Source organism: Paenibacillus urinalis (assembly GCF_028747985.1).
GTDB lineage: Bacteria > Bacillota > Bacilli > Paenibacillales > Paenibacillaceae > Paenibacillus > Paenibacillus urinalis.
Map to the genome: position 1 here is coordinate 3,534,035 of NZ_CP118108.1, position 12,085 is coordinate 3,546,119.

12 protein-coding genes are annotated in these 12,085 nt (G+C 43.0%); 2 read left to right on the forward strand and 10 right to left on the reverse strand.

The annotated features are described in order from the left end of the window. Positions 1–92: 92 nt before the first annotated feature. A complete protein-coding gene (gene metH, locus PUW25_RS16240; RefSeq protein ID WP_420799985.1) occupies positions 93–3,473 on the reverse strand; it encodes a methionine synthase in 3,381 nt (1,126 codons plus the stop codon). A gap of 260 nt (positions 3,474–3,733) precedes the next feature. On the opposite strand from metH, the gene PUW25_RS16245 reads away from it, so the two are divergent. Beyond that, positions 3,734–4,288, forward strand: coding sequence for an acireductone dioxygenase (locus PUW25_RS16245; RefSeq protein ID WP_047910647.1), 555 nt, complete (start codon positions 3,734–3,736; stop codon positions 4,286–4,288). Positions 4,289–4,334: 46 nt separating this feature from the next. Here PUW25_RS16245 and PUW25_RS16250 read toward each other — a convergent pair whose 3' ends face one another. The 5 genes from PUW25_RS16250 to PUW25_RS16270 form a co-directional block, all read right to left on the reverse strand. Continuing rightward, positions 4,335–4,775, reverse strand: coding sequence for a FixH family protein (locus tag PUW25_RS16250; protein WP_052511774.1), 441 nt, complete (start codon positions 4,773–4,775; stop codon positions 4,335–4,337). A 67-nt stretch (positions 4,776–4,842) separates the two neighbouring features. Beyond that, positions 4,843–5,625 (reverse strand): HAD family hydrolase, encoded by a 783-nt coding sequence (locus PUW25_RS16255; RefSeq protein WP_047910648.1) that lies wholly within the window; start codon positions 5,623–5,625, stop codon positions 4,843–4,845. Between the two features lie 43 nt (positions 5,626–5,668). Continuing rightward, positions 5,669–6,184, reverse strand: a complete 516-nt coding sequence (locus PUW25_RS16260; protein ID WP_047910649.1) for a hypothetical protein — start codon at positions 6,182–6,184, stop codon at positions 5,669–5,671. Between the two features lie 48 nt (positions 6,185–6,232). Continuing rightward, complete coding sequence (locus PUW25_RS16265) at positions 6,233–6,436, reverse strand: DUF896 domain-containing protein (protein ID WP_047910650.1); 204 nt, start codon at positions 6,434–6,436, stop codon at positions 6,233–6,235. Between the two features lie 162 nt (positions 6,437–6,598). Then, positions 6,599–6,967 carry a LysM peptidoglycan-binding domain-containing protein gene (locus tag PUW25_RS16270; RefSeq protein ID WP_205052810.1) on the reverse strand — a complete coding sequence of 123 codons (369 nt, stop codon included), beginning with the start codon at positions 6,965–6,967 and terminating at the stop codon, positions 6,599–6,601. 178 nt (positions 6,968–7,145) lie between these two features. Between PUW25_RS16270 and lexA the strand changes: the two genes are divergently transcribed. Then, positions 7,146–7,778, forward strand: a complete 633-nt coding sequence (gene lexA, locus PUW25_RS16275) for a transcriptional repressor LexA (RefSeq protein WP_047910652.1) — start codon at positions 7,146–7,148, stop codon at positions 7,776–7,778. 201 nt (positions 7,779–7,979) lie between these two features. Here the strand turns inward: lexA and PUW25_RS16280 are convergent, their stop codons facing one another. The 4 genes from PUW25_RS16280 to PUW25_RS16295 all read right to left on the reverse strand — a co-directional run bounded on the left by PUW25_RS16280 (position 7,980) and on the right by PUW25_RS16295 (position 12,066). After that, positions 7,980–8,573, reverse strand: coding sequence for an N-acetylmuramoyl-L-alanine amidase family protein (locus tag PUW25_RS16280; RefSeq protein ID WP_152557662.1), 594 nt, complete (start codon positions 8,571–8,573; stop codon positions 7,980–7,982). 24 nt (positions 8,574–8,597) lie between these two features. Continuing rightward, positions 8,598–8,867 (reverse strand): phage holin family protein, encoded by a 270-nt coding sequence (locus tag PUW25_RS16285; protein WP_047910653.1) that lies wholly within the window; start codon positions 8,865–8,867, stop codon positions 8,598–8,600. An 86-nt stretch (positions 8,868–8,953) separates the two neighbouring features. Continuing rightward, entirely contained in the window at positions 8,954–10,111 is a 1,158-nt protein-coding gene (locus PUW25_RS16290) for a siphovirus ReqiPepy6 Gp37-like family protein (protein ID WP_047910754.1), read from the reverse strand. 635 nt (positions 10,112–10,746) lie between these two features. Then, complete coding sequence (locus PUW25_RS16295; protein ID WP_052511778.1) at positions 10,747–12,066, reverse strand: hypothetical protein; 1,320 nt, start codon at positions 12,064–12,066, stop codon at positions 10,747–10,749. Between the last annotated feature and the right edge of the window lie 19 nt (positions 12,067–12,085).

The window sequence follows — 12,085 nt, forward strand, 5'->3', positions numbered from 1 at the left end:
AAGTTGAGCCATTAACCGTTAATCCTATGATTATAAATGAAAATCCCCCGATTGTGGAATCGGAGGAAAAGATCAGTTCAATACTTCACTTGTTACGCCTTCTCTACGTTAAAATATTGAGCCTCCGGATGGCTTAATACCATTGCCGATACAGATGCCTCAGGCTCCATCATAAATCCTTCCGTCAGCTCCACACCAATATCTTCAGGACGCATGAGTCGGAACAGCGGTTCTTGATCTTCCAAATCGGGACATGCCGGGTAGCCAAAAGAAACTCGTATACCTTGATATCTTGCCCCAAGACGCTGCTTCATCGTCATATCTGCCGGATCAGGGAATCCCCATGTATCTCTCATCATATGATGAACACGTTCCGCCAAGCCTTCGGCCACTTCCAGCGCAATGGACTGAAGGGCATGGAACCGGAGATAGTCCCCTTTCTCTTTCCATTCCGCAGCCAGCTCTGAAATGCCATGTCCTGCAGTCACCACTAAAAATCCTACATAATCCATAACACCCGATTCAACCGGCTTTAGGAAGTCGGCCAAACAAAGGTATGGATCGACTTTTTGTCTCGGGAAAGTAAAGGTGTGCAATACCTTAGAGTGATCTTCCGGATCATAGATGATAATATCATTTCCTTGAGACTGTGCTGGGAAGAAACGATACATTGCATTTGCCTTGATGATTCCGTCCTTGATCGCCTCATCCATAATTTGATCGACGGTTTCTTTGAGCTGAACTGCTTTAGAATCCCCTGACTTAAGCAGCTGCTCTACATTTCCTTTCAATCCCAGATGATGTCCAAGCAGCATCTGCATGTTAACATAAGGAAGAATATGACTAATCGGATAATTCCGAATGGTATGTCTAGCTAGATCAGGCGGCAAATATACAGGTGCCTCTTGAGAAACCTTGGAGCGTTCCACTCTCGTCAGCTCGGGCATTGGGATGACATTACTAACAGCTGCGGCATCCTTCTCCTTCTCAAGCTCCATTTCCTTCAGCATCAGCTCTCTGGATTGCGGATTCATTAGCTTGTTTGCAATGTCCAGTCCGTCCATGGCATCCTTCGCATATACAACCATACCGCTGTATTCAGGTCTGATTCGAGTCTTGGTAAATTTCCTTGTCAGTGCTGCTCCACCTACCATAATAGGGACATCAATCCCTGCATTCCTTAAGTCCTGTGCAGTGAGCACCATTTGCTGTGCCGATTTTACTAATAGACCCGATAAGCCGATCGCATCTACTTTCTCTTCACGATAGGACTCAATGATACGTTCTGGTGGTACTTTTATACCCAAATTGACGATCTGATAACCATTGTTTGCGAGAATGATCTCGACAAGGTTCTTACCGATATCATGCACATCACCCTTCACCGTGGCGAGCATGATCTTACCTTTAACCGAGGTTTCGTTCTTCTCCATGAATTGCTCTAGATGAGCAACAGAAGCTTTCATTACCTCTGCACTTTGCAGTACCTCAGCAACAATGAGTTCATTGTTGTTGAACAGTCTTCCAACCTCCTCCATCCCTTTCATCAGAGGTCCGTTGATGATCTCAAGTGGACTGTATTTCGCTCTTGCCAGCTCCAGATCAGGGATGAGTCCTTCCTTACTGCCTTCAACGACGTAAGCAGCTAAACGTTCTTCCAAGGTCAGATTAGAGATTTGGACTTTCTTCTCTACTTTTTTATTACGGAATGCGGCTACAAAAGCAGCTAAGGTTTCATCATTTGTACGGTAGATTAAATCTTCGGCAAGTTTACGTTCTTCAATTGGAATAGAGGCGTAACGCTCTACTTTTTCCGTGTTAACGATCGCATAATCAAGTCCTGCCTTGGTGCATTCATACAAGAAGACCGAATTCAGTACTTCACGCCCTGCCTCAGGCAGTCCAAAGGAAACATTACTTACTCCAAGGATCGTATGTGTTCCTGGTAATGCGGACTTGATCAACCGAATGGCTTCAATCGTTTCCGCCGCAGATCCAATATACTGCTCGTCTCCTGTACCTACAGGAAACACAAGGGTATCAAATATAATGTCTTCCGGTTTAAGACCGTATTTATTTACGAGAAGATCATACGATCGTTTGGCAACGTCAAGCTTGTCTTCCCTGCTAATTGCCTGCCCTCGCTCATCAATCGTTCCCACAACGACAGCTGCTCCATATTTATGGATGATCGGCGTTACGTTCTCAAATTTATCCTCGCCATCTTCCAAATTAATAGAATTGATAATCGCTTTTCCTTGGGAATATTGTAGGGCTAGATCAATGACTTCACTATCTGTTGTATCTATCATTAGAGGTACTTTGACTTTCTTAACAACGAGCTCAAGGAACTTGAGCATATCATCCGCTTCATCTCGATCAGGATCCTGCACACAAATATCAACAACCTGTGCTCCATTCTTAACCTGAGCTCGAGCAATTTCGGAGGCCTCTTCATACTTGCCTTCCACAATAAGACGTTTGAATTTGCGGGACCCGAGTACATTCGTTCGTTCACCAACCATATAAGGACGATTATCCTGTTCCACGTACACAGGATCAATACCTGAAATCGCAGGAGGATGCTCCCCAGTTAGCGGACGTGGCTTCATTGTACCCAGCTTATCCGCAAGAGCCCTGATATGCTCCGGGGTCGTGCCGCAGCATCCCCCTGCAATATTGATCCACCCTTGCTCCGCAAAAGCCGCAATCTTGGTTGCCAGAGAATCAGGCGATTCATGATATTGCCCATTCTCATCCGGCAAGCCAGCATTAGGGTAACAGCTAACCGCTGTCCCTGCCATAGATGACAAGGAACGAATATGATCTCTCATAAATTCAGGACCCGTTGCACAGTTTAGCCCGACCGATATCGGGTTAAGGTGTTCTAAGGAAATATAAAATGCTTCAATGTTCTGACCTGCCAGCGTTGTTCCCATCGGCTCAATCGTCCCTGAGATCATAACAGGAAGCTCGATGCTCCGTTTGGCGAATGCCTGCCGGATACCGATGCTGCCAGCTTTGACATTGAGTGTATCCTGAGAGGTTTCTAGGAGAAGCACATCGACACCACCGTCGATGAGAGCGATGGCTTGCTCTTCATAGCTGTCAATCAGCTCTTGAAAAGTTACGCCACCTGTAACGGACAAGGTCTTGGTGGTTGGGCCCATAGCTCCTACGACATATCGTGGAGAATCCGGCGAGTTATATTTATCTACGGCAGCTCTAGCCAGCTTCGCCGCAGCGAGATTAATTTCTGTTGCTTTATGCTGGATATCGTATTCTGCTAGTACAACAGAAGTGGCTCCAAAGGTGTTGGTTTCAATAAGATGAGCGCCAGCTTCAAGATAACGTTCATGTATATTTTGAATCAATTCCGGTTTCGTAAGCACAAGCATTTCGTTACAGCCATCCAGCTCTTCACCGCCGAAATCCTCGGCAGTCAGATTCTCTTGCTGGATCATGGTGCCCATGGCGCCATCTAGAATTAATATTCGTTTATTTAACGCATCCTTTAAGTCACTCTTGATCACTGTCATACCTCCCGCAAAACGTTAAATCTTAGTTTAGCAGAAACACCATCTGTTGGGAAGGTAAATCATCGACAGATAATCAGCGTCATGACAGCGGTTTACAGCTTCATGACTAGTGTCTTTTCCAATTATCAGCGAACAACACTGAGCAAAGGCAGAACACAGGCTTCATTAAACCAATTAGAAAAGAGGGAATAATTATGCCAGAAATTTTAATCAAAAATACGAATGAAAGAATTAGTGGAGTGGAGAACGTTCGTAATTATCTAAAAGACTATCATGTGCTTTATGAGCAATGGGATTCATCTAAGCTGCCGGCAGAGCTTAAGCGTAACCAGCTGTTATCTGACGAAGAGCAGCAGCAAGTCTTAGACCTCTATAAAGAAGAAATTTCTGATATGGCAGGACGTCGCGGCTATCAACAATGGGAAGTCATATCACTGTCAAATGCCACTTCCAACCTTGAAGGAAAGCTAGCTGAGCTCGAAGAAATGCATGCACATGGAGATGAAGGTGCGCATGCTATTCTGTCAGGCAACGGTATTCTAAGTATGAAGGCGGATGAAGACACTGGTTATTTTGATATAGAGCTAACCGCAGGGGATGTCATTGCTATTCCTGAGAACACTCCGCACTCCTTTGCTCTAATGAAGAATAAGGAAGTCATTGCCGTTCGATTAACGATTAAAGAGAACGGGTGGACCCTATCTCCTTACCCAGATCCAGCTTATATTAAAAATGGACAACCTCAATGAGGTTGTCCTAGGTTTTCTTTTGTTTGTCCAATACTGTTAATTGCTGCTATTCTTTTACCACAATGTGCACTGATGGCATAGCATGAAAGCCTCTTGCTGTTACATGAGAAGTAACCTTGTATTCTCCCGCAGCTTTGAACTGATAGTCAAATACATATACTCCTTCCCCTTGGTGCTCCCCTTCAAACTCCATACTGACACCATCCGATGTAGCAACCTCGAACATGACTTCATCTGCATCACCTACGACATCTGCTTCCTGAGTCACCACAGCTTCCATATGTACGGTTTCATTCAAACTTATCTCTTCACTCGAAACACTCAGCTTGACGTCAATCGGTTCCATGAGAGCAATCGGCTCCGAAGAAGCTTTAAATGAGCAGCCAGAGATTAGAATACATAGAGTTAGTATAATGAAACCCATCGAGATATGCTGCCGGATAGGAGTGAAGCCGTTCGATTGCAAGAAGAGTTTCAATATCTTCATCTTCCTTCCTGTATTCTGTAAAAAGAAAACCGCCGCTGCTCTGCAGCAGATGCGGTTACATGGAAGATTATAACATTTGTTTGATTTCAGATAAATGCTTAATTTCAACGTCTGGAGTGTAGGCTTCTTCGTTCAGCTTGTTATTACGATTGATCCAAACCGCTCTAATTCCAGATGCAAGAGCTCCCTTAATATCTGTAGTAAGCTTATCGCCAACCATCAGCGCTTCGTCTGGAGATACATCCAGCAATTCCAGAGCATGCTTGAAAATGGAAGGATCAGGTTTTCCTTTGCCAAACGTACCTGAGATCACAATATGGTCAAAGAACGGAACTAGATCAGGCACCCCATCCAGCTTCTCTTGTTGAAGAGAAGGACAGCCATTGGTTAATAAGAGAAGCTTCACTTTACCTTGCAGCTCAGCCAGCGTCTCTAATGTCTCATCATACATGTAAGGACGGCTTCGGCGTTCTTTACCGAAATGCTCTGCAAGCTCCGCACCGAGTTCCGGCTCATCAATACCCAGAGCAAGAAGACCCTTAGTCCACGCTTCTCTACGGTACGTAGGAGCAATCTCTTCAAGCTGCTTAAATTCAGCTCTGTCACTCCCATTAAAATGAGCCCACAATCCTTCAAAAGGGTTAATGCCAATCATTTTTGTAAAAGCAAACGTTTCATACGATTCATACAGCTTCCTTGCTTCATTGCGGACAGAAGTCTCCAGTTCATGAGGATCAACGCCTGTTTGCTTAGATGCAACTAGACATGTTTCGTAAAAAGCTTCCTCTACACTCCGCTCATCCCATAAGAGTGTATCATCCAAATCGAATAGCACTGCTTTGATTGACATGCTTCTCTCTCCCCCGAAAGTATGGTATCGTATGTTAGGCTTCTTACTTTACTCTCTTATCTTCGACAGGTATTTGATGATTCTGTGCGTATTGCACAAGGCGTGCTCCCATCGCTTCTACATCATATAGATTAAGCAGTTTGCTGAACACCCAAGGACCGCCTTTGCCATTACGTTCAACAACAACAGAACCTTTTTCCAGGACAATTTTCTTAATATCCTCTGGACCCATGGAACGTTCTCTGCTTAGCTTAATCGTCTTGATCCGCTTCTTACCGACTTTGAGATACGGCCGGCGCATAAAGTACATCAGAGCAAGTCCAAGATAAAGCGCAAATACAACCCAATCAAATGCTCCTACTCCATCTGTCGTCAAACCGCTAAGAGTCAGGAACATGAATGATAGGACAACGAGTACAAATGGGAACAAAAATGCTCTTCCTTTAAATACATCCTCTTGTTCAACACCAGATCCGATGGATGGCTGGCCTCTTTTTTTACGATCTTTATTAATTTTCTGCTGATTTTTCTTCACTGATCTTTCAAATGAACTCGCCATGAGTATCCTCCTTCAATCTATAACAAAAGCATGGACCTATTTATTAAATCATTTTCCTTTTGAATACGTGTCGCCGCTTACATCATCCACAATCTCAATGGATTCCAGCTGCTGACGGAAGTTGCTGCGGATGTTGTTCAAATAGATCTCTCTAAGCTCAGTCCGTTCAGCCAATTCTTCATCGTTAAGCCCGGATTCCTTCTGCTTGCGGGCAAGCTCATTAATCCGCGCAACTAGACTTTCAATATCCAACTTTCTTCCCCTCCAAAATGCATAGTCTCTTTAACTTTGACATGATTAGAAAAGGTTGTCAAGGTAAATACCTGTATAGTCTGTATTTAGTACAAAATACAAAAAAGACGCAGATCAAGCCGCGTCCTTAGCATGTTGTAGATTATAAAAGAATTATACATATCAATCAAAATAAGGAAGATTTAAGAGCTGCCCTACTTGTATATCACTGCTGGACAATCCATTAATATGTTGAATTTGGTTAACATAATCTCTTATATCCATACCTTCTGGTTTATGCTCTGAACCGATTGCCCATAAGGTATCACCTGGTTCCACAACAACCTTCTCGTATGCCGTCTCTTGTCCCGCGTCTGCAAATACCGTCATGAATCCAGTTAAGCTCAGAAGCAGGACTGACGCTATTAATATCAAACGAATTATTCTCTGCTTGTTCTTCTTCATTATAATATGTATCGTCTCACCCAAGTTATTGTTCGTCATTTCATCTGTTCTAGAATGTATGCTGTTATAAGTGCTGTATTTAAGCATTATTTCAACCTCCAAACGTTTGTTCTCATTCCTTACAGAACTCACTATAACACGAACATGTGTTTTGGGCAATAGTTTTTGAGAACAATTGTTCTGTATTTTTTAGAACTAATGTTTGTACGAACGGAGGTTCTATGCTATAATTTTCCCAAACGTTATTATGTGGAGTTGATACGGTATGTCGAAGGTATCCAGCAGGCAATTAGCAATTCTGGAGTTTATACGCAATGAAGTCCGATTGAAGGGATATCCGCCGTCCGTAAGAGAGATTGGTGAAGCTGTTGGCCTGGCCTCCAGTTCAACCGTTCACGGACACCTGGATCGTCTGGAGAAGAAGGGGTTAATTCGCAGAGACCCTACTAAGCCACGGGCTATTGAATTGCTCGGTCAAGATGATGGTGATGATAATGTTCTTCAATTTACGCAGACCGTTGCTCGCGTCCCTGTAGTGGGTAAAGTTACTGCGGGTATTCCGATCACAGCTACAGAGAATATTGAAGATTACTTCCCGCTGCCGATGCAGTATGTTGGTGAGGAGAAAGTATTCATGCTTTCTGTTGTCGGGGACAGTATGATTGAGGCGGGAATTTCGAATGGCGACTATGTTATCGTCCGCCAGCAACAAACAGCGAATAACGGAGACATCGTCGTCGCGATGACGGAAGATGATGAAGCAACCGTTAAGACTTTTTATAAAGAGAAGGACCATATTCGCTTGCAGCCAGAGAATCCTACATACGAACCTCTCCGGCTTACAAAAGTAACCATTTTGGGTAAGGTTATCGGCTTGTTCCGTGACTTCCTTCATTAATTAGCCATTCTTTTATTTCTTGTATATTTTAAGGAGAGGTCTTCGTTGGAAGATCTCTCCTTTTTTCATAAGGTTTATTGCTAGGTATAATTTAAATGCGTCTAATTGATTCGCTTTGAAAAAAGCTGTTATCACAAATAGAAAAAGGCCCTTTTACTATTATGTAAAATGGCCTTTTTCACTATCGTCTAATCATCAACTTTACTTATTGTTCTCTATACGAATCAAGATCGCTGCGAGTTCTTCCCGAGTTACAGAATCTCTCGGACGTGTTCCATCCATGTATCCTTTTAAAGCAGCTTGCTCCCAAGCTGTTCTAGCCCATGGACTTACCATGTTAAGATCTTCCTCATCTGCTGCTATCATCACGTCTTTCTGTTCCAAACCGAAGAATTGAACTACTCCAGCCACGTGCCCGTCAATAATAGCCTCAATCACCTGATCATTTTGTAGTAGAATGGCGTCAGCGTCGATGAACAGATTCTCAGTCAATACAGCCGACATATTGGATTCTCGTAGCATATGCAAATTGCCTGTCTTTGGTTTGCGATCAATCACGTTGTATTTTCTCAGTTCAGTTATAATACTTTCGTGCAGAGTTTCCTGAAGCTCTTTTGATTTCAGACTAGCTGAAGTATAACGAAAGCTTTCAAAACCCCCAGCACCACCGCCCGCATTACAATGGATTGAAATAATTGCATCTGCAGCTAATTCATTGGCTATTTTCGTTCGCTCTTTCAGTTCTATAAATTGATCCATTTCGCGTGTTAGGAATACCTGAATCCCTGCCTCCATGCCCAGGATCAATCACAAGCTTAACTATTTTAAATCCACTCCTTTATGAGCCTGATGCAGCAGCTGATTACCGTATACTGCAAAAGCACCTGTCAAAATTCCTTGAATCAACGATTCAGGCCCCCACCCAAGCATCCATACAGTCACAGCGACTGCAATAATAGTGACCACATAAACTATGGTCCAATTTGGCACTCTAGGTGTTTGTTTTAGAATGTATCCTACTACCCAGCAGAGAGCCAGCACAATGAATAATTGAGGATGAATCAGCTCCAAAATTGTGGTCCACTCCATCCAGCTCTCATCTCCTTATTTCCATTATTATTACAGCAAAGTTGCAGCTCTGGTATTTGAGGACCTCCCAAATGTCAACCTCAGCTCTACCGTGTAATTTCTTCTCTTAAATTGGCCAGCTCTTGCTTAATCCTGCTTATTAAGGTAGGGCGGTTATTGCCGAATGTCAGCTCTATGCTTGTATTCCCAGGTTCGTAAATCTCTTTGACCTCTGTGATTTGGGCGTTAAGCGTAACGCCCCATTCTTTATTTTGGAGCGTTACGATATCGCCTAGATCATAATCTTCTTCATAGACCAGCTTGGAATGAGTCAAAGCCTGTCCTTCTAAGTAAAACTCCTGCGTATAATCGGTAAGTGCCTGCTGGCCTTTTGCTGCAAGATATTCATCTACATTTATATCTGGACCCTGTGTGGGCGTATCGTGAACATCCTCTTCATCAGACACGTCCCTTGCGTCTACAAACAGCTCATATCTTTCGTAACCGCTGGTAGAGCCGACTTCTACGATGCGCCGGTCCACATTTTCCCCTTGACCTCCTACGACGGCTACATTACGGAAGTTCAGCTCCGATTCGGTATACGTCATTTTGCCAAGGGTACTAAACTCAGGACTAAATATGGCTGGCGGCAGATGAGACTGATTAACCGCAAGATTACGGCCTTCTTGAACACGGAATAAGTACTCTTCCTGTATCGTATCCACATCAATATTCCACCCCAAGCCGCTTATCCTGCTGATCTCGGATATTTCTTCGGCCAAGTTTTTATACCTTGACTGCCAATTTACACTTGGCCCACGTTCCTGATTAGTTGCCACGGATATTCGATTCATCTTTCGCTGAGGATCTGATGGATTAATGATATTGTTATTGATGTAATGCAGCATTACGGACTCCGCATTCCCTTGCGTGCTGTCATAACCGGCTGACAAAGGCGGATATGTGATACGCTGGCCCATCCAGGACTTTAAAGCCAGTGCCTGAATGATCCAGTTCTCTGTTGCCTTTCCATTCTCGTCCAGTTCAATCTCCCGATGTCTTATGATGTAGGCTTTGTTTAGCTTGTTATGCGGGAAAATGATGCGACCGCGCTGCAGTTCATTAGCGTGCTTCAAGTAGCGATTGATCTTTAGAACAACAGAACCCACTCCATGCCAGGAGCGGGTTAGTTGTAAGGAAGCATATTGGGTGATCTCAGCAATTAGCTTGAAATCTTTGGTCATGATGCGTAATGGTAATGTCATGTACTCACCAACTTCAAATATAATAGGCATTCAACATTTCTTTAATTACTTAGTTCTACACTTGTAATTAGCTCGTATTAATCAGCATTGATCATCTGAGCAACAACGAACATTTTAAGGCTATCATTTGTATACAATGGATGGCTGTTATTGTAGAATCTCTTAACTGTTAAATACCACATTATGCAGCACCTCCTTTCGGAGATGCTACTTCAATTAATATATCCTTTTGCTGTTCCATTGTGGCAATTGCCATTTTGTATTCGGCACTTTGGGATAACAAATTCCCCATATCTCCGGTAATAACTGCATTTTCTTGTATTAATTTTGTTTACTTAAATGCTGACTCAGCTCTTATAGGTTCTTTCTCCGAGTTCGGCACATGAGAACAGGTGTTCTAATCATACAGAATCTAATGGAAATTAGCCCCTACTGAAAAAACAGAGGCGTATTCTCTAGACTCTAATTTTTACAAGCCGATTGTTTCCGGTTTTTTATTTCTTAATTTATCATATTCAAAAGGATTCCGCTTCAATTCAAAATCGTGATCGTAAGATTTAGTTTTTCCTGTGTCGCGAAGAATTTCCCCGGTCATCTAACCATAATGTTAAATCCATTGATGTACGCCCCCTAATTTATTCCCATGCTTGCCATGTTACATCATAATGGGGGTTGCTTACATGGTTAGAAACGGTCATAGAAGTCCCGAAATTCCCCAATCTCAAATAACCGTTTGAATCATATTCCTCAGTACCCTTATTTGATTTAATAGCGTAGATTAGTGAGAGCGGATTAGCAGTATCATAATATCGTGATGATACAATAACCACAGAAGGAACGAACCCAATATAAATACTTTTATATCCATTTCCCGACAATGTTCCCAAAGAACCCTCGACATATTTTTTACCTGTATACAGCCCCCTAATTTTTGTGTGCAACGTGGACCATATATCACCTGTGGATGCACTACCTCCCATGGCGTTAATGGCATCCACTATGCCCTGTTTAGCATTAACGCCAGATTGCTTTAGCTCTCTTAAACTTGTCCATGTGTTGTCAGCATTTTTAAACCTTATCTCATCTCCTTCAAACCTAAGGGTGGCTTGCTGTGTAGCGTCAACATATCGTGCTAATTCTATAGCTTCCGATGTCCATGTATTCCCGTTTGATACACGCATTGCTCTAGTAACTAACTTGGATTGATTCCCAGTAGAAAAATTGGTCGTTATTCCATCAACAATTGAACCAGCTGTAGATCCAAGTAAATTAGGATTATTGACAGTAACAACACCGTTTACAGTTCCACCTGTTCTGGACAAACTTGCATTTTTAGCATTCGTTTCTGTAACTGCAACTTGTTCATTTACATAACCAGTTGTTGCAAAGCCCTCGTCTTCAATCCCTCCTATGAATTCGTCCCATTGGCGCTGAAACTGCTCCGTAGGGATAGAAATTAGAGAGTATACGATGCCGCATAGATCTTCATATAATCTTTCATCGACTAAATCAGCTTGTTGCAGCTGTGAAGTGTTCGCTCTTACTAGAATTTGCGCTAGAGATAATTCATAAATAAAGTTATCTCGTGTTAGCTCTGGCGGGACTGGAGTTGCGCCTGCTGCCCCCTCTTTTATAGCCAAATGGATATTCCTAGCAGAGTTACGAAGGTCAAGTCTTAACACGATTCGGTCAATTCGATTTAAAGTCGCCTCTGGAATGCTGTGAGTTAGGGTAAGATCAGATGTGTTCTCATACAGCCTTCCCAACATGATCGCCTTGCCCGCACTAACAACTGTATTTAGTGTTCCTGCTGCAACGGATACCTCCATGCCCGGAACATGATCCGTATGAAGTAAACCCGTTGATAATACACTGCCAAAGTATTCTGCAAAATCAGATGCTTCATATGTCCGAGGATCATCTGGAGCTGAATTAAAAAACTTATATTTTTCCAAAGTCCCTTCTCCCTTCCTT

Bases quoted from the DNA above. Each gene is read 5' to 3' on its own strand.
- PUW25_RS16280 (WP_152557662.1), bottom strand. From the start codon at position 8,573: ATGGAGGCAGGGATTCAGGTATTCCTAACACGCGAAATGGATCAATTT.
- PUW25_RS16245 (WP_047910647.1), top strand. From the start codon at position 3,734: ATGCCAGAAATTTTAATCAAAAATACGAATGAAAGAATTAGTGGAGTG.
- PUW25_RS16255 (WP_047910648.1), bottom strand. From the start codon at position 5,625: ATGTCAATCAAAGCAGTGCTATTCGATTTGGATGATACACTCTTATGG.
- metH (WP_420799985.1), bottom strand. From the start codon at position 3,473: ATGGGCACCATGATCCAGCAAGAGAATCTGACTGCCGAGGATTTCGGC.
- PUW25_RS16250 (WP_052511774.1), bottom strand. From the start codon at position 4,775: ATGAAGATATTGAAACTCTTCTTGCAATCGAACGGCTTCACTCCTATC.
- lexA (WP_047910652.1), top strand. From the start codon at position 7,146: ATGTCGAAGGTATCCAGCAGGCAATTAGCAATTCTGGAGTTTATACGC.
- PUW25_RS16270 (WP_205052810.1), bottom strand. From the start codon at position 6,967: ATGCTTAAATACAGCACTTATAACAGCATACATTCTAGAACAGATGAA.
- PUW25_RS16260 (WP_047910649.1), bottom strand. From the start codon at position 6,184: ATGGCGAGTTCATTTGAAAGATCAGTGAAGAAAAATCAGCAGAAAATT.
- PUW25_RS16290 (WP_047910754.1), bottom strand. From the start codon at position 10,111: ATGACATTACCATTACGCATCATGACCAAAGATTTCAAGCTAATTGCT.
- PUW25_RS16285 (WP_047910653.1), bottom strand. From the start codon at position 8,867: ATGGAGTGGACCACAATTTTGGAGCTGATTCATCCTCAATTATTCATT.